General features: G+C 57.7%; 17 protein-coding genes. 14 read left to right on the top strand and 3 right to left on the bottom strand.

The window, feature by feature from the left end:
• Window positions 1–32: 32 nt before the first annotated feature.
• From ACMLHG_RS10555 to ACMLHG_RS10605, 11 genes are all read left to right on the top strand, one after another.
• Window positions 33–1,151 (top strand): GntR family transcriptional regulator, encoded by a 1,119-nt coding sequence (locus tag ACMLHG_RS10555; RefSeq protein ID WP_417170468.1) that lies wholly within the window; start codon window positions 33–35, stop codon window positions 1,149–1,151.
• 7 nt (window positions 1,152–1,158) lie between these two features.
• Entirely contained in the window at window positions 1,159–1,896 is a 738-nt protein-coding gene (locus ACMLHG_RS10560; RefSeq protein ID WP_417170469.1) for a prepilin-type N-terminal cleavage/methylation domain-containing protein, read from the top strand.
• Window positions 1,897–2,221: 325 nt separating this feature from the next.
• Window positions 2,222–4,543, top strand: coding sequence for a hypothetical protein (locus ACMLHG_RS10565; RefSeq protein ID WP_417170470.1), 2,322 nt, complete (start codon window positions 2,222–2,224; stop codon window positions 4,541–4,543).
• Window positions 4,544–4,558: 15 nt separating this feature from the next.
• Window positions 4,559–5,080, top strand: a complete 522-nt coding sequence (locus ACMLHG_RS10570) for a hypothetical protein (protein ID WP_294433096.1) — start codon at window positions 4,559–4,561, stop codon at window positions 5,078–5,080.
• 235 nt (window positions 5,081–5,315) lie between these two features.
• Entirely contained in the window at window positions 5,316–6,851 is a 1,536-nt protein-coding gene (locus ACMLHG_RS10575) for a glycoside hydrolase family 5 protein (protein WP_417170471.1), read from the top strand.
• 200 nt (window positions 6,852–7,051) lie between these two features.
• Window positions 7,052–8,119, top strand: a complete 1,068-nt coding sequence (locus ACMLHG_RS10580; protein WP_417170472.1) for a substrate-binding domain-containing protein — start codon at window positions 7,052–7,054, stop codon at window positions 8,117–8,119.
• A gap of 64 nt (window positions 8,120–8,183) precedes the next feature.
• Window positions 8,184–11,093: a LamG-like jellyroll fold domain-containing protein gene (locus ACMLHG_RS10585; protein WP_417170473.1), complete on the top strand. Its 2,910-nt coding sequence runs from the start codon at window positions 8,184–8,186 to the stop codon at window positions 11,091–11,093.
• A gap of 19 nt (window positions 11,094–11,112) precedes the next feature.
• A complete protein-coding gene (locus ACMLHG_RS10590; protein ID WP_295808666.1) occupies window positions 11,113–11,877 on the top strand; it encodes a prepilin-type N-terminal cleavage/methylation domain-containing protein in 765 nt (254 codons plus the stop codon).
• 2 nt (window positions 11,878–11,879) lie between these two features.
• A complete protein-coding gene (locus ACMLHG_RS10595) occupies window positions 11,880–14,240 on the top strand; it encodes a BNR-4 repeat-containing protein (RefSeq protein ID WP_417170474.1) in 2,361 nt (786 codons plus the stop codon).
• A complete protein-coding gene (locus tag ACMLHG_RS10600; RefSeq protein ID WP_417170475.1) occupies window positions 14,237–15,619 on the top strand; it encodes an MFS transporter in 1,383 nt (460 codons plus the stop codon). Before ACMLHG_RS10595 ends, ACMLHG_RS10600 begins: the two co-directional genes overlap by 4 nt.
• A gap of 217 nt (window positions 15,620–15,836) precedes the next feature.
• The gene (locus ACMLHG_RS10605; protein ID WP_417170476.1) at window positions 15,837–16,181 is read left to right on the top strand and encodes a LacI family DNA-binding transcriptional regulator; all 345 of its coding nucleotides are present in this window, start codon (window positions 15,837–15,839) and stop codon (window positions 16,179–16,181) included.
• Here ACMLHG_RS10605 and ACMLHG_RS10610 read toward each other — a convergent pair.
• Both ACMLHG_RS10610 and ACMLHG_RS10615 read right to left on the bottom strand, forming a co-directional pair.
• The gene (locus ACMLHG_RS10610) at window positions 16,154–16,498 is read right to left on the bottom strand and encodes a prepilin-type N-terminal cleavage/methylation domain-containing protein (RefSeq protein WP_417170477.1); all 345 of its coding nucleotides are present in this window, start codon (window positions 16,496–16,498) and stop codon (window positions 16,154–16,156) included. The two genes, ACMLHG_RS10605 and ACMLHG_RS10610, sit on opposite strands and share 28 nt — an antisense overlap.
• The gene (locus ACMLHG_RS10615; protein ID WP_417170478.1) at window positions 16,498–17,208 is read right to left on the bottom strand and encodes a substrate-binding domain-containing protein; all 711 of its coding nucleotides are present in this window, start codon (window positions 17,206–17,208) and stop codon (window positions 16,498–16,500) included. Before ACMLHG_RS10615 ends, ACMLHG_RS10610 begins: the two co-directional genes overlap by 1 nt.
• A gap of 151 nt (window positions 17,209–17,359) precedes the next feature.
• On the opposite strand from ACMLHG_RS10615, the gene ACMLHG_RS10620 reads away from it, so the two are divergent.
• Entirely contained in the window at window positions 17,360–17,677 is a 318-nt protein-coding gene (locus ACMLHG_RS10620) for a hypothetical protein (RefSeq protein ID WP_417170479.1), read from the top strand.
• A 17-nt stretch (window positions 17,678–17,694) separates the two neighbouring features.
• Window positions 17,695–20,940, top strand: a complete 3,246-nt coding sequence (locus ACMLHG_RS10625; protein WP_417170480.1) for a hypothetical protein — start codon at window positions 17,695–17,697, stop codon at window positions 20,938–20,940.
• Window positions 20,941–20,971: 31 nt separating this feature from the next.
• On the opposite strand, the gene ACMLHG_RS10630 is transcribed toward ACMLHG_RS10625, so the two are convergent.
• Window positions 20,972–21,943 (bottom strand): hypothetical protein, encoded by a 972-nt coding sequence (locus ACMLHG_RS10630; RefSeq protein ID WP_417170481.1) that lies wholly within the window; start codon window positions 21,941–21,943, stop codon window positions 20,972–20,974.
• A gap of 188 nt (window positions 21,944–22,131) precedes the next feature.
• On the opposite strand from ACMLHG_RS10630, the gene ACMLHG_RS10635 reads away from it, so the two are divergent.
• Window positions 22,132–23,289: a glycosyltransferase family 4 protein gene (locus ACMLHG_RS10635; protein WP_417170482.1), complete on the top strand. Its 1,158-nt coding sequence runs from the start codon at window positions 22,132–22,134 to the stop codon at window positions 23,287–23,289.
• The last annotated feature ends 151 nt before the right edge of the window (window positions 23,290–23,440 follow it).

Consider the following 23,440-nt stretch of genomic DNA (forward strand, 5'->3'; position numbering starts at 1 on the left):
CTTATATATAAAAAGCAGTGCAAGAGGTATAAATGAAGCGGGATGAAATCATCGAGCATCTGAAGAACCGGATTCTTTCCGGGGAGATTCCGCCGGGCAGCTTTCTGCCGCACCGGGCGGAACTGCTCGAATACTGCGGCGCAAGCAATGTGACGGTGCAGCGCGCCGTCAACCATCTCGTCGAAGAGGGGTTTCTCTGTTCCTGCGGGTCGCGGGGAATCATGGTGTCGAAGACGCCGCCGCACCGGTTTCGTTTCGGGATCCTGATTCCCTCCGGGAGCCGTCCGGAGGAGAAGGACTACGACTCCCGCTGGTCGTCGATTCTCGCGGCGATGGATGAAATTGAGGAGCATCACAGGGGATACCGTTTCGTCCGCTACTGGATCGGCCGGGAGACCCGTCCGACGGCGGATGAATACTGCCGGCTGCTCTCTGATCTTCGCAATTCCTTGCTGGCCGGGGTGATCGTGCCGCGTTCGCTGCCGCCGGAGCTCCTGAAACCGCTGGACGGTTTCCCGGTGGTGATGCACGAACCGCTCGACCGTCATCTGATCCGGGCGGTTTCGCTCAATCACGATTTCGCCGCGATGGCCGGGATGGCGATCGAAGAACTGAAGAGTTATGGTGTCCGGAAGCTGGCGGTCATCATGGGAGCGGAGCAGAATCCGATTGCCGTCGCGGAGATAGAGAAGCTGCTGGCCGCCTCCGGCTTGGAGACCCGCCGGGAATGGGTGCACGGTGTGTCGCACACTTCGCGCGGCGCCGCCTGGACCGAGCGGATTATCCGGTTGCTCTACATGCCGGGGGCTTCGGAGGTGCCGGACGGGTTGATTGTGCTGAATGAGAATCTGCTCCCATATGTCGTTGAAACACTTGGTGCCATCGGACGGATCGTTGGCCGGGATGTCCGGGTGTGCAGCCACTGCAACCTGCCGGTAGAGCGTGGCAGGCTGGATAACATTGATTATGTGGCGTTTGACGCCTGCACCGTCCTTGGCAAAAGTATCTGGTTTCTGCATCACTTCCAACAACTGGAAAAGGAGGTTTTTGAACATGAAGTACTTATCCCCCCAGTGGCAGTCAGGGCGCGCGGAGCCGTCTCCGTCTCTTCATCCGTTCCGGAAGCTCCGACAAGGGCATGGCGATTCTGAAAGGGCATTGCATGCTGGCTCATTTACTTTGATAGAATTGCTGATTGTAATAGCGATCATCGCGATTCTTGCGGCAATGCTGCTTCCGACGCTCAATAAGGCGAGGGAAAAAGGGAAGGCAATCCGTTGCAATTCCAATCTGCGGCAGGTGATGCAGGGAGGGATTCTTTACGCTGGAGACAATGGCGGAATTCTGATCGATAAATGGGATGAAGTCTGGTGGACACGGCAGCTGGTGCTGGGGAAATACCTGTCGGAACAGGTAGTTTTCTGCGCAGATGCGATTCCTTCCGGAAGCGGCTTTGAAACGGTCTCCAGCCGTTGCTGGTATCCGTCATATGGAATGATGGATATCCGGAGTATGACCTGGTATTACCAGTATAATGTCTCTTCCGCGCAACCGACACTCGGTGTATTTTACGTAAAAAACGGCGGAGAACGGGGGGCCGTCTATTTTCACCGGATGAAACGGCCTGCCCGGATTCATCTTTTTGGCGAAACACGCCGGGCGGATGATGCGGCACTGCGGCCGGGGCTGGGACACTGGATGTACCATCCCCGCAAGGCGGACGAAAGCGGGGCAATCTCGCTGAGTCACGGAAATGGACGGCTGGCTTTTGCTGATGGGCATGCGGAGGAATTGACCCCCGCGTTGCTGGTGAATGAGTGGAAGTTTGACTATCTGATCGATGGCGGCAGATTGCTTCCATCAGGAGTGACGATGCCGTTTCCGTGGTTGCCATAGTGCTTCGTTGCTTAAAAAAGGAGGTTGTTTCATGATGAGAGGGTGGCTGACCGGAATATCTGTCTGCTTAGCGTTGGCAGGAATCGCGGAGATACCGGATTTTGACTGTAAAGGCAGTGTTCCGGGTAACATTCAGTTTGATGCGGAGCCGATCCGGCTGAAGCTGCGTTTTGAAAATCGCGGTGCGTTTTCCGGAGAACTGATTGAGTTGCTTCGGGTGAGTGATATGCATGGAAATGGTTCCGCTCCGGCGAGTCGCCGTGTTATGCTGGAAAATCAAACTGTATTGACTCGTGAGGTAACAGTACCGGCCGGTAATAGGGGAATGTTCCGAATTACCTACTCTTTGGCGCGGGGCGGAGAGCTGCTTTTTTCCCGGAGTGTCACTGGTGCAATTCTGCTCCCGGTGGAACAACAGGATCCTGCCGGTTCTCCGATTGGGATGTACTGCTACAATCCTCACTGGAACGGCAGACGTGAACTGCCGGTCCTGCGCAACATGGGAATCCGGTGGATCCGGGCCAATCTGAGCTGGGGACAGAGTGAACCGGAGTGCGGCCATTTCAACTGGAAGATGGGGGATGACTGCTACCGGGTTCTGAATAAATACGGTATGAACATCATGTTCAATCTGGTCTATCCGCCGCGCTGGGCAGTGAACCGGGTGAATATCTACGGAGGCAATCCGGCGGATTTCGAACAGTTTGCCGCGTTCGCCGCCCGGGCCGCCGCCCGTTATCCGGCCGTGAAATACTGGAGCGTCTGGAATGAACCTGATGCGGAGAGTCACTGGGAGGGGGGCGGCGCGGAATTTGCCCGCCTGCTCAAGGTGGTTGCTCCGGCGATTCGCACGGCCAATCCGGCGGCGAAAATTCTGCCGGGCGGCGTCACCGGTTCCCCGCCGCTGGCCGAACGGTTCTATCGTGATCTGCAGCGTGCCGGAGGCCGTCCATTCTTCGATATTTACGAATATCACTACCGCAATGTCGATCTGCATCGAAAACTGATGCGGGAGTTCGGTTGGGAGGATATGCCGCTCTGGAACACTGAGGCTGCCGAAGGCGAAAAGGGCGCGGCTCATCTGGTGCGCGAAGTGATCTCCGGATTTGCCGCCGGAGTGAAACGGACATTTGTCTTTCTCTATGCAATTGAAAAGAAAAGTCCGGCGGATTTCGAGGAGTTCGGTCCGGTAGTGATGGTGGACAATGAGGGGCGGCCGACGGAAAACTTTCCCGTGGTGTATACGATGTCACGTGAAATTAACGGAATCCGCTCCTGTGAGGATCGTTCGGGAAAAAATCTCGCCCTTTTCGCCTGGCGCAATTTGAAAGGGGAAGAGCGGTATATTCTGTGGGGAAAAGGCGATACTCGTGCAGTGACGTTGCGAAGCAGCGGACCGCTCCGGGTTGTCGATGCTGTCGGCAATGAGAGAATCTTGTCGCCGTTTGACGGCTATGTCAGTGTCCCGGCGACGGAAGTGACCTATCTAAACGGAGCCGAAGTGATTCCAGCCGGAGAACCGATGGCGGAACTGGGGAATCCATGTTCCACGCCGGTGTTTGGAACAGAGTTTCAGATTCCGGTGCGGTTCCACAACCCTTCCTCCCGGCCGTTCCGGGGAAAGGCTCTGCTGGCCGCGTCTCCCGACTGGGAGATCCCGACGGTGGAAATTCCGCTGGAACTTCCGCCCGGCGAGAGTCGGGAAATCCTCTGCCGCCTGAAACCCCGCCGGCTGACGGACGCGTCTGCGTCGCGTCTGACGTTGCAGTTGTTTCGGGAGGACGGAGCTCTTTCGGCCTGCGATCAGCGTGACATCAACCTGGCGACAGCGCTTGGACTCTCGCTGCGCTCGGCGTTTCGCTGGGGGGAGCCGCGCGTGCGTGCACTGATCAATAATCCAACTGCTGCGCCGATCGAGGCAGAGATCCGGTTTCGGTCGTTCGGAAAAAATGGAAAAACCGCGGCGATGCCGGTTACTCTGCCGCCGTTGACGACGAGTTCGGTCTATTTCAACCCCGGACTGAAAGCGGGTGAAGTGCACGGGCGGACAGAAGCACTGCTGACCTATCCGGGAGGAGCTGTCCGGCGTGTTGCAGAACTTGACTGGATCGCCCTGAAGCCGGCCGGAAATCCGCCGATCGTTCTGAATCGGCGCACCGATTATATTGCACCGTCGCGAATCCTTTTTCAATGGGAGGGACCACAGGATCTGTCAGTGAAGGCGAAACTGGGTTGGAATCCGGAACATCTGCTGTTTTTCGCCGAAGTGACCGACGACGTTCACTCGGCGGAAACAGATCCCGGATTACTCTGGCAACGGGATTCGATCCAGTTCTGGTTTGACGGGAGGCTGTTCGATCTCGGTCTGACCAGCAAAGGGGCGGTGCTTCACCGGCACGATGTCCGTTCGAAGCAGATGAAAATACCGTTCTCCGTCACCCGCCAGGGGAACGTTACCCGATATCAGATCGCGTTTCCCCGGCCGGACGGAAAACAATGGCGGGAGAACGACACTGTTGCTTTTGCATTTATCGTCAATGACGCGGATCGCGGCGCAGAGCGGAAGGGATGGATGCACTATCTCTCCGACATCGGTGAACCGCGTTGTCGCGCTGCGACTCCGGAAATCACTCTGGTGAAAGAATAAGAAGGAGGTTGAATCATGAGAAGAAGAATGCTGTTGCCGGGGATCACCATGGTGCTTGTGGCGGGAACGACCCTGTTCGCGGTAGCGGAGCCATTGAATCCGGAAAACTGGCGGAAACAGTTTTCCTGTTCCGGCGAGTTGAAGATTGCGGTGGAGGAGTCGGAGAATGCGGTTCGTTTTCTTGCCTCATGGCCGGATTCGAGGCAGGACCGCTGGCTCTACCCCGGCATCGCGTTGACACCGGAAGATCGCACCGCCGATACGCTCAGTTTCGAAATTCGTGCCGTGCAGAACCCTGCCGGACGCGGGTACAAAAACACGCTGGTGATCTTCGTTGATGCGAAAGGGCGTCAGCTGGGCAGTCTGAATTTTCCGGCTCCGACGGAGAAGTATGCCCGCGTAACGCTTCCGCTGGAAGGTCGATTGAAATTTCCTCTTTCCGAGGTCGCCATGATCCGGATCGGTTTGAACAACCGTGACGGTCAGGAAGCGGTGATGTTCCTGCGCAACATCACCTTTTCAAAACGAAAGAAATAGCGGTATGATCGATGGGAATGGTGTGTCGCTTCTGCTGATTTCGTGCAGAAGATTCATGAAATCTGTTTTTCCATATAACGCTAGATATTGCAGTTCAATTGATTGAGATGTTCTTTTCTCGCCACTCGTTAGCATGCTATTTCTTTGTTGCGGAGGATTTTTTTTACTTTCTCTTGCAAAAGAAGGAAATTTTTGCTATACTATTCAAAGAAGAAAACAACGGGAGGTGTGGAATATGTTGCTTTTACGATCTCTTGTCCACTGCATCGGCGTGGGGATGATTGCCGTTGCGGCATTCGGTGCGGAACTTGTTCCGCTCAAGGAGTTTCAGCTGCCTGCGGCACGCTGGGTGCCGGGGAAGTTCGGCAAAATCACCGGGGATCGGATTGTCATCGATGTTCCGGCCGGCGCCCGGAGCGCCATGAATTGCGCCGACGCGGTGGTGGATCTTGTGCCGTTCCGCGGGCAGTCGCTCTGTTTCACCATCCGGGGACGGGCGTGGAATGTCTCCACGCCACGCGATACCTGGAACGGCGTCAAGTTCATGCTCAACTACCGGGATGCCGACGGTCAGGAGTACTGGCACCATCCCTCCCATTTGAAGGGGACGTTCGACTGGCGGGAAATCTCCTTTACCTGCTCCATCTCTCCCACCGCGCAGAAGGGGACTCTCAAGCTGGGGCTGCAGGACAGTTCCGGCAAGGTGGAGTTCGATCTCTCGAGCCTGAAGGTGTATACGCTGTTCCCGCAGGTGAACCGCGACTATAAAGTTTCCTATCCGGAGCGGGTCGCTTCCACGCCGCTGCTGCGCGGGGTGATGTCGCCGCACAAATTCACCGATGACGATCTCGAGACGTTGCACAAGTGGAACGTCAAACTGGTGCGGGCGCAGATCACCCGGGACTGGGGCAAGGCCAACACCGACCGCGATCTGGCGGAGTACGACCGCTGGCTCGACGGCAAGCTCGACCACCTGGAGGAGGTGTTCCAGAAGGCGCAGAAATACGACATTCTGTTTGTGATCGACCTGCATTCGCCTCCGGGCGGACGCGATGAAACCCGGGATATGCACATGTTCTACGACAAGAAGTATGCCGATCACTTCATCAAGGTCTGGCAGCGCATCGCCCGGCGTTTCAAGGGAAATCCCTCGGTCTGGGCCTACGATCTGGTCAATGAGCCGGTGCAGACCCGTCCGGCTCCGTACGACTACTGGAATCTGCAGCGGATGGCGGCGGAGGCGGTGCGCCGGATCGACCCGGATACGCCGATCGTCATCGAATCGAACGAATGGGATTCCCCGGTGGCGTTCCGCTACCTCTCGCCGCTGGCGATGGACAACGTGATCTATCAGGTGCACATGTATCACCCCGGCCAGTTCACCCATCAGTTCGTCGGCAACAGCTACGGTGAGCAGGGCAAACGAGATTTTGTCCGCTATCCGGGGAAGATGGGCAGTGAGTACTGGGATAAGGAGATGATCCGCAAGCGTCTGCAGGCGGTTCGCGACTTCCAGAAACGGCACAACGCCCGGATCTTCGTCGGCGAGTTCTCCGCGATTCTCTGGGCGCCCGGCGCGGCGGACTATCTGCGGGACTGCATCGAAATCTTCGAAGAGTACGGCTGGGACTGGACCTACCATGCCTTCCGCGAGTGGGACGGCTGGAGTCTGGAGCACGAGGGGACGCCGGGCAACATCCGCCCCTCGGCGAACAACGACCGCAAAGAGGTGATGTTGAAAGGATTCCGCGGGGAACTCAAAAAGAAGTAAACCCGCTTCTTCCCGCATTCCAGTCCGGCGGCGCACGATGCTCCGCCGGATTTTTTTGGGGTTTTCCCGGAGTTACCCCCCGGAGAAGTTGAGTGGGGAAACGGGTTCTTATTAAAAAAAATCCTTTTTTTCTGAAATACACTTGCTTTTCGTCTTCTTTTTGGGTATAATAATACAGGTATTAAATACCGGAGAGAGATATGTTTGATGAATTGGTCCACAAACCGGTCCGCCGCAAGGTGGTCTACAGCAGAATGCTTGAGGAGCTCCAGCAGGCAATCCGCAGCGGCCAGCTGCCGCCGAAAAGCCGGATCCTTTCGGAACCGGAACTGTGCGAACGGTACGGCATCAGCCGGGTCTCGGTCCGCACCGCCCTCGCCAAACTGGAGAAGGAGGGGTTGATCGTCAAAAAAAATGGACTTGGCTCTTTCGTCTGCGATCCGGCGGACCCCGCCTTCTCCCCGCCGCGGGAACTTTACGACATCGCCATCAACCTCACGCAGACCGACTTCAACATCAGCTGGTATCACACCAAGATCTATCTGGCGGCGGCCAACGCGGTGGCCCGGCACCCGATGAAGCTCTCGCTGGTCAACCGGATTTCCGCGGAACTCATCACGCCCGATCACTGGAAAGGGGTGTTCGCCCTGAGTCTGGATCAGAACCCCGATCTGGAAACCATCGCCGGGCGCGGCATCGAAGTCATTCTCTTCAACCGCATCTCCCGCCATCCGGATATCGCCTCGGTTTACGTCGACTATTTTGAAGAGTCGTTCCGTGCTGTCCAGCATCTGCTGGAGAACGGATTCCGCAAGGTGGCCTTGATGACACCGGTCGATGAAGGCAGCTGTTCCAACGCCCGTGTCAACGGCTATTTGAAGGCGTTGAACCGCAGTTTCCCGGATCCGGAACTTTTCTGCCGCCTGGTGCAGAACCGGCCGGATGCCGAGTATACTGCTGCCATGATCGAGTATCTGAAAACCCATCGCCCCGATGCGGTCTACATCCCGTTCGGTGCCCATTTCCTGCCGTTCGCGGCAGCGGCGCGCCGGCTGGGAATCCGCATTCCGGAGGATATGAGCGTTGTCAGTTTCGACGACATCGGCGAAATGCGCAATTTCTGCGGCTTCCCCTTCGGCTATGTGAAGATGCCGCTGGCGCAGATGACCGAAGACGCCATCCAGTATCTTGCCGATCGAATCGCCGATAAAAAGCATGTGCCGGTTTTGAAACGGTGCTATTCCGCCACGCTGGAATTTGCGGATTGAAGGAATCGAAATCCACGCTTGTTTACACCCTGGATAATACAGGTATGAAATACAGGAGTTTGACATGGATCGCAGAAAAATGACGGGATGGATCGGGGTCGGCTTGTTGGCGGCGGCGTGTGTCGCGGCTCCTCTGGGGGTACAGCCGGAGAGTCTGCGTGACGGTTCCATTGCCGGAACCGACGGGCGCAAAGGGAAAATTTCCGGTGATGTGCGCGTGGTCAAGGGGCTGGATGGGCAACCCGCTCTGCTGCTGAAAGGACCCGAGGCCCGGATCGAACTCCCTTATCCGGGCAATCCGCAGAGCGTGGCGTTCGAATGCTGGGTCAAGCTCCCGGAGAAACCGGTGTTCCGTCACATCGCACGCCGCCGCGGAAAGAACAACCAGTGGCAGATCTATGTAGTTCCCGCCGGAAACGGGGAGTATTCCCTTTACGGCATGACCTGGAAGCAGTCCGACGGCAAGGAGAACTTTATCGGCAGAAGTCCGGTCCGGCTCGCCGCCGACCACTTTCACCACATCGCCATGGAGTTGGACGGGAAAAACTATGGCAAACTCTTTATCGACGGCAAAGAGGTGTTTTCGGCGGTTCCGCCCGATGCGCTCCGCACCGGTTCGAGTCCGCTGACCCTCGGCGGCGGCGACCCGGGGAAACCGGGGGAGCTCCTGATACAGGAGCCGATCGTCTACGATTCGAAGCTGCCGGAGAACTGGCAGCTGCGGGTGCGGGAACGGCTCTATCCCTGGGAGAAGAAATTCACTCCGGAGGAGGTGCTCAACTTCTCCTCCCCCGCCGCCTGGCTGACCGCGCCGGTCGAGCTGCTCGACACGATGCCGGAATCACAGATGTGGTCCGCCAAATCCCGTTTCGGCAACCGGTTCGGCGAAAAGATCGAGGCGAAGACGATGCGCCAACTGGCTCTCGGTACGGTTCCGGTCGCGGCGGGGCTCTGCTGGAACCATCACCCCCTCTATCCGACGCTTCATGCCCGGCAGGTTCCGGCGGACTGGAGCAAGGCTTCGGCGGTTTCGCTGAAGCTCTCCTCGAAGGAGGCGACCGGCGAGACGGTCTGGCTCGCCTTCTCTGCGGATTCCCCAGCGACACCGTACCGGGACTATTACCGTTACCCGTTCGCCGTCAACTTCACCGGGGAGAAAACCATCACCATTCCGCGCGACAAATTTCAACCGGCAGGAAGCCCGGCCGGGTGGGACAACATCGACGGCATCTGGTTCTTTACCCGCATGGAAGGGACTCTGCCTCACCCCGCCACCGATCTTGTGCTTCGGCAGCTCCAGCCTTCGAATGAACCGGACAACAGCGCGGCGTTTCCGGGCGAAACCCGGCAGGAAAAGGAGGCGGACGGGTTCATTTTCAAAATGAACAAAAATGAATTTCAGCGCGCCTATCTCAACCATCCTTATCCGGAGACCCGGGAAAACCGCGCCATATACGCCCCGTACTCTCACCAGTATTATCTGGCGGCGGAACGGGCAATTTTTGACTACTGCCCGAACTTTCTGCCCGGTTTCGTCAGCTACGGTCCGGACGGAAAGGCGTATATTCACTCCGGCGACCTGGTGCAGTACAAGGGAAGTGACGGCAAGTGGCACTGCACCGACCTCATCCCCGTCTTGAAACGGTGGGCGAAATCCCGGAACTGGCCGGGGCTGCAGCTCAGCTGGGGGCAGTCGCTCGGCGAGAAGGCGATCCGCTACGACAACCACGGCGATTTCTACCTGCTCGTGCCGGTGGAGAAACTCGATGAGAACGGGCGGTCGGTCGACTGGCACACCCGGACCACATTGCTGCTTCACTCGCGCGACAAGTTGAAGAGCTTCGACGTCTATCCGCTGCCGGGCCGCCTCGCTTCGTTTGAAAAGCTCGACGGCCACAATCAGGACTGCCTGAAACGGCCGCCGCTGATTCTCCTCGGCGACTACAGCTATTTCCGCGACGGGGATCCGGCGGGATATCTGCTCACTCCCACGCGGAAGGAAGACGGCACGCTCGATCTCGGGAAAAGGATCAAATACGCCGAATTCGCCATCTCGCCTGATCAGCATTCCGGGGGCGGAAATTTCGCGATCACCCGGGGCGACAAGGTGTTCATCGTATTCGGCGTCGCTTCGGTCAATGCGATTGCCATGCGGAATGTAAAAGGCGCGAAAGCGACCGTGATGCCGCCGATTCCCCCAGACCATCCGGGGTTGAAACTGAGCTATCAACAGCAGCGCAGCGGCAAAACCTTCACCGAATACAGCAAGAATGGAACGCCGACTTTCATCATTGAGTACAACCTGAAAACCGGCAAACTCGGCGAACCGCGCTATCTGCTCTCGGGGGGCGCAAATGACGATGGCCACAACTGGCCGGCGATCACCGTCGACAGCCGCGGCATTCTGCACGTCATCGCCAACGGCCACCACAATCCGGTCGCCTACACACACAGTCTCGAACCGGACAACCCTTATGGCGGCTGGAGTGCGCCGGAGTATGTGAAGCCGGGCCGGTTGACCCCGTTCCTGTCGTACGCCACCTTGAACTGCGACAAAAACGATACCTTGTACACCATCCACCGCAGTACTACGGGGGTATACAACAATCATCTCGGGCTCTTCGTGAAACCGGCCGGAAAACCGTGGCAGGGAGAAACGGTGCTGGTCACTCCGTATCGTTATATGTATAAGGTCTGGGGGCACAAGGCGATCTACAATCCGGCCACCGGCGGAATCACACTCGGTTTCTACTCGTACTCTTCGATGAAGCAGCTGACGCTCGATCAGTATCTCTTCGATATTTTCCAGAATCCGGATCACGAGAAGATCTACCGGGGCGGAAAGAGCGATCCCGGCATTCCGGAAGGAAACCGGTGCAAAATGTACATCAGTCCGGCGGCGGAACTGACGCTGCTGACGCTAGACCCCGCTTCTCAGAAATGGAAACTCACCACAGGCAGTGATTTGAAATGACAACAGGAAGGAGCCGGAAATGAAACATGACCTCTCGCGAAACCATCGGACTTTTACTCTGATCGAACTCCTCATCGTGATCGCGATCATCGCCATTCTGGCGGCCATGCTGCTGCCGGCGCTGAACAAGGCGAGAGACCGGGCGAACTCGGTTAATTGCTGCAGCAATCTCAAACAGCTCGGCAGTGCACTTCAGATGTATTGCAATGAGAACAATGATGTATTGATTTCCCAGGAACTACCCAATGCTGGCGGTGTTCAAAAATCCTGGTCGGTGAAAATCGCTCTGGACAATGGATTCTCCGGAAAGACGTTCGCCTGTCCGCAAATGCGGGAGGGACAATACCCCATTCGTCAGATGACCCGCAGGGACTGGGAGAACGCATGGAATGAAACCGGCGGTAATTATAATGGCGGCCGCTATATCCACTATGGAATGAATCGTATGATCGGGCGCACCGATACTCTGGGCAGCCGCGGTAAGATGACGCGGGCGGCCGCACCGTCGAAACTGCTGCTGCTGGCGGACACCTATTGTACTAAGTGGATGAATGACGGCTTCTTTCTGGTCTGGTCAAACTTTTCGAATCAGGATGATATTGGTCTGATTGACGGTCGTCACAACTTTTCGAGCAACGTCTGTTTCGCCGATGGACACGTGGCGGCCAAGAATACCGGCGTGCGGATTCCCCGCCACTCCTACGCCGCCGGCATGAATCCCTATGTGCAGGAATTCTACAGCAACGGCGACAAGGATGCGCTCTGGAACATCAACAGCAAATGACGATGAGAAAAATACAACTGCTTTCTCTGGTTTCCGCTCTGACGTGGAGCTGGGTTGCCGCGTCAGGAAACATCCCGGTGAAGATGGAGGAGTTCCACTCCCTCAGTCCGGATCTGGTCCGGATCATGAAGGAACGGAATCTTTCCGAACAGGATCTCTGGTCCAATCAGGAGTTCTCCTCGCGCGAATGGAAATTGCCGCACCGGCCGCTGGAAGAGTTCGATCGGGGCGTCCGGCAGGGATTCTGGCGCGACATGCATCGCCATCCCACGCTGGCGCAGACCGGACTGGCGCTCGACTGGTCCGGCTGCCGCGCTATCCGGGTCACGCTGGAATCGGCGGCAAAAAGCAACAACATCATCACGCTCGGCTTCCGCGCCGACAACCTGGCAGCAAAGGGACGCAGTTACTACTGTTTCGAGATTCCCCTCGATTTCACCGGGAAAAAGAGTGTTGAATTCGATCTCGCCGCCGCCCGCCCGATCAACCGTCCCGCCGGATGGAACCGGCTCTCCGGCATCTACCTTTTCGCCAAGGCGGGCGGACACCACCCCGCGCCCTGTGCCGCCATGCGGTTGCTGGAGATCGAACCGCTTCCGGGCAAAGCCGCGGCTCCGGCCGCCGTAACGCCGGAACTCTTTCAAATCCGGCTGCCCGACCGGCCCTCGCCGAACCTGAACCACTCCTGGCCGGAGGATTCGGCCGACGGCCCGGTCGTCACCCGCGACCGTTTCATCAGCTACGGCCACCACAACCGGACGGAACGCGACCTTTACGCCTACTACCCCCGCTACAATCCGGGCTATGTGAGCTTCTCCCCGTCGGGCAGAGCGTACATCACGGCAGGGGAGCTCATTCAGTTCCTCGACGACGACGGCCGGTGGCAGGCCGTTTCGCTCCGTCCGCATCTGGAGGCGTGGGCGAAACAGCAGGGGTATGCCGGGCTCTATTACAACTGGGGGGCGCAGGGCGGCGACCCGGTCATCCGCTTCGACCGCGCGGGGAACGCCTACTGTCTCGCGCAGGTGGAGGCGCTCAACCGGCAGGGAAAACGGTATGACTGGCGAACGAGAACCGCATTGCTGCTCTTTTCGCCCGATCATTTCCGCACTTTCAAAGTCTATCAGCTGCCGCACCCGATCGCCAGTTTCGAAAAGATCGACGGGAACAATCCGGCCGCTCTGGAGCGCCCGCCGGTGATTCTGCTCTCCAGTTACGGCTACTTCGATGCGGCGTACCGAGGGCTTCAGCTTCTGCTGCCGGAGCGCACCGCCGACGGGCTGAAATTGGGCGAACCGGTGGAGGTGGCGGAGACCGCCATCGGCTGCAACTACCACTCCGGCGACGGCAACATCGTACTCTCTTCGCCGGACAAACTGTTCGTGATCTGGGGGTGGCTGCTCGAATACTGGCCGAACAGCCGTCGCTGTCGCGGAATCCTTGAAGAGCTCAAAGCGCTCCATCCCGGCGAAACCGGTCTCTCCCGGCTCTGGACGGTCGACAATCTGGCGAAAACCCGCCACGGCCGCTCGCTGCCCGCCTCATTTCCCGGACCGGAGGCGCCGGCGCGGAATCTGCGGTTCGACGTCCAGTATCACCACTTGTTCCACTCCCGTTTTCTGCCGGTGAGCAGCCGGAACGGGGTGCCGACCTTTCTCACCGTCTACGACCGCAAAACCGGGCGGAAGAGTGCGCCGGTCTACCTCGGCTCCGCCGGCTCCGCGCTGGACGGGCACAACTGGGGCGCGATCAGCTTCGACCCGCAGGGCCGCCTCGAAGTGATCGTCAACGGGCACCACAACCCGCCGCTCTACACCCGTTCGAAGCGACCGTACTCGGCGGAAGCCTTCGAGCCGGTCCGCTTCCTCCAGCCCGAACAGGGGCAGGAGCGGTGCAGTTACGGGTCGCTGAACTGCGGCACTGACGGGACGCTGTACAGTTTTCATCGCTCCACCACCGGGCTTTACAACAACCGGCTGGTGATGTTCCGCAAGAAACCGGGGAAGGAGTGGGAGAGTGCCCGCACGATTGTCGCTCCTTCCAAGATGCTGTATCACAGCTGGATGCACAAGGTTGCGATCAATCCGCACAACAACGCGCTCTACCTCACCTACTTTGCCGTGCCGCCACAGTCCTTCTGGCCGCCGGACTATTTTGAAACGATGCGGTTCCACTATCCGGAGCTGGAGGAGACGATTCCCTACTCCGCCTCCGCCGGGCAGCTGGAGATGAAACCGGTCCGGCACTGGGAGTCGTGGGAGGCTGGCGGCATGGTGCAGTTGCGCGGCGGCGAGCCGGTGATTCTGGTCTCCCGGGATGGTGGGGACACCTGGCGTCTCGCCCGTACCGGAGATTTTCGATGAAACCGGCGAAAACATGGCGCAACGGCACACTGGTCTACACCGCCGGCGGACTTGTCGTTCTCTTCCTCTGGCTGATGTGGGGCGATTTCGCCTACTCGATGAAGGACCGGGCCACCGGAACCGTCGCCGGATTGATGTTGAAACGGTTCGAGGTATCGGACTTCCTCTACGGCATCATCATGGTCTCATTCCCGAACTTCACCAATATCTTTCTCTGCCCGATCGTGAGTTACCGCTCCGACCGCCACCGCGGCAGGTTCGGGCGGCGCATCCCCTATCTCTTTATGACCACTCCTTTCATTCTCGTCGGATTGCTCGGGCTGGGCGTCACGCCGCAGCTCGCCCGGTGGATTCAGCAGCTTGTCGGCCCGGAGCATCTCTCCTTTCACCTGGCGGCGCTGCTGGTCTTCTGCTTCTTCTGGGCGGTGCTCGATTTCGGAACCACGCTCGCCAGCGCGATTTTCAATGCACTGGCCACCGATGTGGTGCCGACTGAATTTCTCGGGCGCTTCTTCGCGATGTTCCGCGCGATCAGCCTCGGCTGCGCGTTTCTCTTCAACTACTTTGTGATGGGGTACGCCGAAACGCATGCGATGGTGATTTTCTTCGGACTGGCGTTGCTCTACGGCGCCGGGCTCTTCAGCATCTGCCTCAAGGTGAAGGAGGGGGAGTACCCGCCGCCGGAAACGGTCTCCTCCGGGCCGCCCTCGGTAAAAAACGCGGTCCGGACCTATTTCCGGGAGTGTTTTTCCCTCCCGTACTACCGCTGGGTGGTCATGGCCTCCGTTGTTGCAGGCTTCTCGGTGGTGCCGTTCAACATCTACGGGATCTTCTATGTGAAGAGCCTTCAGATGGATATGGACTTCTACGGCAAGGTGAGTTCGCTGATCTGCCTGGTCTCCTTCGTGTTGAGTTTCTTTCTCGGCTGGTTCTCCGACCGGTTTCACCCGATCCGGACCGGCATTGTGTCGATGGCGCTTCAGACGGTGATCCTCTTCGTCGGCGGGCAGATCGCCACAACCGAATCCGTATTTGCGTGGCTTTATCTGGTGCAGGGAATCTCCATCATGAGCTATAACACGCTGATGGCCTCTTATGCGCCGCGGCTTTTCCCGCGCGAATATTTCGCTCAGTTCAATTCGGCCATGATGCTGATCAACGCGCTGGCCAGTGTGATCGGTGTACCGCTGGCCGGGAAGTTTCTGGATCTCACCGGAAACTATTACCCGCATCTTTTCACGATGGGGGGAGTCATCGGCCTCTGCGGGCTGTACTGTTTTGTGAAGGTGTATCGCGGCTATCAGCGATACGGCGGGGATGCCGCTTACACAGCACCTGACCCGGCCGCCGTATTGCACAAAGAACCGGCGGAACAATGATTTCCGCATCTGCCCTGTCTTACGGCATGATTCCGCGGAAGCGGAGATTATGTCTCCCCCTGCAGCTCTCTTTTGAGTTTCACTGACAAAGAACTTCTGGTAGAATTTTGGAAAAATTTTCCAAAAATAACTTGAAAAATTTCCTATATTCCGGAAAAACTTCTTGTTTTTTTCCATAATTTCGTTTATAATTAAAGTGAAAAAAACAGGAGGCAGTGTGGAAAAAGTCAAACTCAAGGATATTGCCGAGGCGGCGGGGGTGCGTCCTTCAACGGTTTCGCTGGTGCTGCGTGAACAGCCCAAGGCGCAAAGTTTTACCCGGGAGACGCGGGAACGGATCCTGAGTATTGCCGCGGATATGGGGTTTTTCGTCGACCGGCCGCGCACGCCCGCGGGACGGCAACTGAGAACCATCGCCTTTCTGCTGGCGGGTGAAATTCAGGATGGATGGAACAATGGATTTTTCATCCGTTTCCTGAATGGAATCGAAGAGGCCTGCCGCGAGATGGGATACAATCTGGAGGTGATGCGCTGTCACGCGTCGGAATTCGCGCCGAGCTGATAGTGCCACCGTGCTTTCTGGCTAGCATAAGTGGTGTCTGTGTTGATCGGCATCAGCCCTCCATCATAGTCTCCGGCATATGCGGACATGATAATTCCCGCCTGTTTGAGTGAACCGGAGCACTCCACCGTCAAAGAGCGTTCCCGGGCCGAATTCAATGCCGGAAGCAGCATCGCCGCCAGAATGGCGATGATTGCAATAACAACGAGAAGTTCAATCAATGTAAATCTATCTCCATTCCTGTAACAAAATGGAAAATTCACGGTCACGGTTGACGATTCTGCCGGAATGAGATTTCTTTTCATCGTTTCCTCCATTATGGTTGTTCGGATTGTCCGGATCTCGTCGAAGATTCCAATGCGCGGATTGAACCGCGGATATTGAGCCGGGTGGGGAAGTCGCTCCTACCGCACTCAAACGGCACCGGCTTTCCCTGACGCAGATGAGAGATCAGCGTCCGGGTTGCCTGGTAACCGATCTCCTCGCAGTCAATCGCAACCGCACTGAGCGGCGGGAAACTCACGTCACACATCGGACCGTCCCCCGCAATCACAATGGAGAGATCCTCCGGACAGCGGAGATTGAACTTCGGCAGAGCCCGGAGAATGCCGATTCCGACCCGTTCGTTGCAGATCACAGCGGTCGGCTTGGGCCCATCGTCCCAGTTGACCAGCCGCCACAGGAAATCGCTGCCGTTTCTGAAATCGGAATAATTCGAGTCATTCACCATCACTCGAAACTCCACTTGCGGCATTTCCCCCGTGCGGGAAAGAATCTCTTTAAGCTCATCACCCAGCGCAAGCTGATGTTCCCGCTCCTCCATCAGTGCGATGATCCGGCAATGGTTCATGGAGTGGAGGTAGCGGATGATCTGCAGATACATCCCGACGGCATTCACGCAGAAGATCGGGAACCGGTTCTGATTTCCGGCGAGATCCTCCCCCAGGCAGACGCAGGGGAGCCGCATCTCATGAATCTTCCGCAGCAATACCTCGGAGATGTAGCCGGTCACCACCACGCCGTCCACTGAACGCTGATGATTGCGGCTCGGGAAATGCGGCTCGTCGAAATACGGAATTAAAGATACAGATGAGCCGACCCGGACCGAGAAGTTATCCCGGCAGCTTTACTGCCCGAAGATCATGCAGTTGAACAAACCCGGCACGATGAGTTTCGGGATGAACAGTCTGTGCACAGGAACGATGCAGCTGAAACTGCACCGGGTGCCCGCTCCTTCTCTGGCATGCCTTCTCTCCGAGGGATATCGCTCTTCGACGACAACACGGTACGTGGAGATGTCGATCTCCCGCACGATGCCTCCGGGCAAGATCGGACCTTTTGTCAGTACTCCACATCCTTCCCGCTCTATTAATGTGCTCTATGTCGACAGCCATGTCGGAACCGAGTCGATCAATCTGCCGCTTTCCGGCAATGTCGATATAATAGCCGGATTCTGGTATGGTCGCCGTGACCGGAAGCTGGAAAAACTCTATTGAGAGGTGAGAAAAAGGCCATGAAAAAAATATTCGCTGTGTATCTGTTGCTGTCTGCAATCGTCTCGTTGGCGATGGAAGAGTTCCGCATTGCCGACAACGGAATCGTGACCATCGGAAAGGTGCGACTGCGACTGGAACATTGGGATAACGGCTGGAACTTTTCCGTTCAGGAAAACGGGAGTTTTCGTGCCGATCACGGTTTCCCGCAACGATCCGCGAACTCATTTGAATGGCAGGGAGGTTTTCTGCTGCGCAAGGGGGGCGGATTCAAGTTGCGGGAGATCATCTCTGGTCAGAAAGGAGGTCCACTGGACTACCGGGCGAAGATCTCGGGGACTCCATCCACTCGGCAGTTTGCTCTGGTCGCCTTTCTGCCGCTGACTGAATTCCTTTACCGTCAGCTCGATGCAGACGGACGGAAATTCTCCTTTCCAGTGAAGCACGATCCAGCCAGATGGATGGTCAGTCTCGGTCGGGTCGAAAGATTGTCGATTCCGCTCGCAGAAGGATTACTGACCGTTTCCGGGCCGATGGATGTCAGTTTCTTCGACGATCGGCACTACAAGGATCACCACAGCTGGTCGGTTCGATTGTCGCCACCGAAAGAAAGTGATCCCTTGAATCTGCATCTCCGGCTCTCCTATCGCTCTTACCGCTCTACACCGCTGGATCTGTCAAAAGTGGCCAACATGGGATTTGCCGATGAATTCGACGGCGATCGCATGGGAGGCTGGTCCGATCAGGGGGCAGAGAATGATTTAGCGGACATGCCGACCGGTGAGATGAGGTTTCGCGGTGTCCGGTTTCGAGTGATTGATCCGGCCGAGAACGATGGAAAATCCTGTCTTGCCACCTACGGCTGGCCTCGCCCTTATTTCCCTCGGGAATGTTCCATCTCCCTGCCGGAGCCGGAAGGGCGTTATCTCTATCTGTTGCATGCTTTGGCGTGGAAGCCGAATCAACGAGTCCCGGTTGGAGCGTTGACTGCGGTCTATGCTGACGGCAGCAGGCGGCAGCTTCCGGTAATTTCCGGAGATGAGGTCGGAAATTTCTGGTATCCGGCGGATCGAAAACGCGCTGTGGCCGTCTGGTTCGGGAAGAATCGAAGCTGTTCGCGAATCGGACTATTTCTCACTCGTTACGATTTCGGGAAATCCGGAAGAGTCCGGGAGTTGAAGCTCTCGTCGACCGGCAAATCCGTCTGGATGATTGTTGCGGCATCATTTTCGCCCGATGAGATTCCTCTCCAGCTGGGAGCGCCGCCCAAACTGGTGATTACAGCGGGTAGAGAGTATCAGCCGATCCGGAATGATAAGCGGATTATTCCCGGCAGCATTCTGGATTTTTCCCGATTCCAGTCTGCTCCGGCCGGAAAGTTTGGGCGGGTGAGAAATATCGACGGAAGACTGGAATTTGAAAAACGACCGGGAAAGGCAATCCGGTTTTACGGTGGCAACATCTGTATCAATGCGCTGTTTGCCGTGGCTTCCCAGCAGGAGAAAATGGCGCGACACATGGCGCAGTCGGGTTATAATCTGGCGCGTCTGCATCATTTTGATCGCGATCTGCCGGTTCGGGAGGGAAACGATTCGACCCGACTTGATCCGAAAAAATTCGAACGGCTGGATTATCTGCTCAAGCAGTTGAGGGATCATGGTATCTACACAATTATCGATCTCTTTACTCTGCGCACACTACGTCCGGGGGAGATTGCGGAATTGCCGAACCGTGCCGTTGCGTTCAATGAATTCAAAGCGCTGGTATTCGTTTCGGAATCGGCGATGCGCAACTGGGAGCGGTTTGCAGAGAATTTTCTGAATCACGTCAATCCACATACCGGACTGGCTTGGAAGGATGATCCCTCCATTCTCTCGATCTCTCTGGTGAACGAGAATACCATTGATGCCGCTTACCGGGATGCCCCGATCACCCATTCGATTTATGCAGAGCGGTTTGAACAGTACTGTCGGGAAAACAGCTTGATCGTCACGTCGATGAATCGGGAGCGACTCTGGCACCGGTTTCTTCTGGATCTTCAGCATCGCGCTTATCATCGGCAGCATGACTTTCTGCGACGTCTCGGCGTGAAGGCGCTGCTGACCGATCAGAACTATTGCTCTTCTCGTTTTGCCACGCTGTTGCGGGAACCGTTCGATCTGGTGGAGACCCACTCCTATTGGAATCACCCGCGCTTCATTGCCGGCGGCTGGGCTCCGCCGTCGATGGTCGATAATCGCAGCGCGATTACGATGTTCGGGGGAAATTTCCTGAACTGTGCCGCAGACCGGTTGTTCGGAAAGCCGTTTTCTCTTTCCGAGTGGGATTTCTGCAATCCGTATGACTATGCGGCGGAGGGGGCGTTCCTGGTCGGAGCCTACGGAGCACTGCAGAATTGGAACATGGTCTGCCGATTCGATTATACGACCTGGGGCAGCACGATGGACCGGGAGGAGACCGTTCTGGACTATTTTGATATTGTCAACGACCCGGTAAGGCTGCTTTCGGAACGGGCCGGGGCGCTCTTTTTTGCCCGCGGCGACGTGGCAGCCTCCCAGCTGAAGTTACCGCTTCTCATCGATAAAAAGGAGATGCTGGAGCGTGATTCATGGCGGAAGGACTACCCGGAGGATCTGCGGAAAATGGCATTGATTTGTCAGATTGGTTCTGTGATTACGACAAAAGGCCGTGCCGTTCCGGAGATAGGGAATGTTGATGCAACGTTGCAGGCGGGTATGCTTCCCCCCGGAAGTTACGATCGTGTGGCGCAACGGTTCACCAGTTCCACCGGGGAGCTGATCTTGAATGCAAAACAGGGAACGTTTCAGGTGATAACGCCTCGCAGTGAAGCCGCGTTGCTTCCAGAGGGAAAACGCTCTGCAGGAAACTGCCTTTTGGTGTCGAATCGGCACGGTTTCGGAGCCTTCCTGGCGGCGGCGATGGATGATGCTGAACTGCGTTCGAGTCGTCGGATTCTGCTGCTGCATCTGACTGAAAGCCGAAACAGCGGGCAGACCTTCAGTTCTGCCGAAAAGGAGGTGATGGAGTCCTGGGGGACTCTTCCGTTGCTGGTTCGACATGGGGAGGCTGAGATAACGATTCGGGGTGATTTTAGACAACATAAGTTATATGCGGTCGATCTCACCGGCGCGCGCCGGCAGCAATTGCCTCTGCTGTGCAATGACGGAAAAAGATTGATGTTTACTGCGTCGGTGTTGCGCAATCCTGCCGAACCGACTCTGGTCTATGAACTGGTGAAGGAGTGAGCCGGTTCCGCCTGGTGCGAAAGCGGGGGGATCACTCTCCGTTTCCGCCGGCCGGCAGGAAGGTCGCGGCGACCGAAACCAGGTAACTGAGCAGGGCAAGAATGCCGGCGGCGAGAAACTCCCGGCGGAGGATGAGAAAGAGCGCGACCATCCAGACCGCGAGAATGGTGAATGCCGCCGCCAGCCGGAACCAGCCGGTCAGTCGCAGCAGCTCCCGCAGAACCCAGAGCAGGTTCGCCCCCGGAATGAGAAAGAACGCCAGCGGAAGCCGTTCGGCGGAGCGGAACCACCCTTCGTACAGGATTGCGGCGTAACTCAACAGAAAAATCGACCCTGCCAGCCCCGCCAGATAGTAGATTCCGTCAAGCAGAGCGAAAACCGCCAGAACCACAGCCCCGACTTCCAGCAACGCCAGAAACAACGGCCGCCGCGTCGGACGCAGTGCCGTGTACGCCAGCTCCACCGCATAGGCAAGGTGCAACAGCGGAATCCTCCCTGCGAGTGACGGAACCAGTTCCGGCCGGGATGGCGGCGGTACCGCCGGTTGAGAGGATGCCGCCCGGGATCTGGGCGAATTCGGCCGGGCGGCGGGTTTCTCCGGAGTGGCGGAAACGGCGGGTGCCGGCGGCGAAACCGGTGCCGGGGCGGGCGCCGAAGGGGGAGGGGGAGGAGGCAGCGTTGCCGCTGGTGTGCCGGCGGATTCTGCCGCCGTTTCGCCCGGCAGTTTCAGCTCTTCCAGAATCGCGGCGACGGCTTCTTCGAAGAACTGAAGCTCTTCCGGCGAGATTCCGGGTTGGTCTTCATGCGCGATCCGGTTGCGGATGCAGCCGATGAATGCGAGCAGTTTCTCCACCTCCCGCGGAAATTTTCCGGCGAGGGATTCCGATTTTTCGCGCAGGCCGTTGCCGGAGGCGCCGAGCGCGACAAGACGGCTTTCGATCTGCCGGGTGAGCGTGATGACTTTGCCGGCAACTTCAATTTCCTGGGAATTGGGTGTGTCCATGGTACGGTTCAGTTCTCCTGCGTCATACTGTAGCAAGTTCCGGCGGGAAGTCAAGGCGGGAAGCGCTTTTTCCCGGGATTTATTCCTGAGGAAAAGCGGTGGTTCCACTGGATGCCGCTTGAAATCTTCCGCCCTCGGCATATATTATCCCGGTCATTGCGGTTGGTGAGATAGCGGGAATCCGGTTCATGCGGTTTGCATTTGCTCTGTTCAAATATTTTCCATTCGGCGGTCTGCAGTCCGATATGCTGCGGATTGCCGAGTGCGCGGCCGCCCGCGGTCACGAGGTGACTGTCTTCACCGGCGCGTGGGAGGGGGCCGCGCCCCGTTCCGGAATCCATGTGCGGCTGCTGGAGAATGGCGGCGGTTCGAACCACCGCCGCGCCCGGGTGTTCGCGGAGCACTTCGCCGCGGCGCTGAAGCAGGAGACGTTCGACCTTTCGCTCACCTTCAACCGGTTCGGCGGCTGTGACTGGTATTTCGCTGCCGACAACTGTCTCGCGGTGGAGATGCCGCGCAAGCACTCGCCACTGCTGTTGAAACTGCTGCCGCGTTACCGCTCCTTTCTCGAACAGGAGCGGGAGGTGTTCTCCCCGCAGAGCCGGACGAATATCTTCTACATCACCCCGCGCCAGAAGCGGGACTTCATGCGTTGTTACGGCACGCCGGAGGAGCGGTTCTTCTACCTTCCGCCCGGAATTTCTCCCGAATTCCGCCTCCGGCCGGACGCGGAGCGTATCCGGAAGGAGAAACGCCGGGAACTGGGCGTGCCGGAGCATTCGCTGATGCTGCTCGAAGTGGGCGGCCACTTTTTCGGCAAAGGGGTCGACCGGGTCATCCGGGCCGTTGCGGCACTGCCGGAGGAGTTGCGGGAGCGCTGTTGTTTCTGCATTGCCGGAGCCGCTCAGGCGCGCCGCATTCTGACGTTCGGACGCCGTTGCGGAGTGCCGGAGCAGTCGCTCCGCGTATTGGGCCCCCGGAAGGATGTTCCGGAACTGCTCACCGCCGCCGATCTCATGGTTCACCCCGCCCGCAACGAGGCGGCGGGCAATGTCCTGCTCGAAGGAATCGCCTCCGGGTTGCCGGTGATCTGCTCGGAGGCGTGCGGATTCAGTGATTTTGTCGCGGAGGCGGGGGGCGTCGTCGTTCCGGAACCGTGGAGTGACAGGGTGTTTCAACAGCAGCTGACGGAGATGCTCGGCCACCTCGGCGACTACCGGGCGCGGATCATCTCGCACGGCGGCGGGCGGGATTTCTGCCGCCGGGCCGGGGTTGCCGTCGACCTGCTGGAACAATGGGTACAACGATGTTTGCTCCGGAAGGACTCGCACGATGTTCCGCGATGAGAAGACAACTCCTGTTGTCACATCTGTTTTCCCTGATTCGTAAGCGTGGCCGTTGCAGATTCGTCGGAAAGAGCCGCCAGGGGGCGAGATGGACAGGTATGATCTGGAAGGCAGAACAGGGAAACAGGTTTCGGGATTAAAATATTGGAAC

Origin of the sequence: Victivallis sp. (genome assembly GCF_048170485.1) — a bacterium.
Lineage (GTDB): Bacteria > Verrucomicrobiota > Lentisphaeria > Victivallales > Victivallaceae > Victivallis.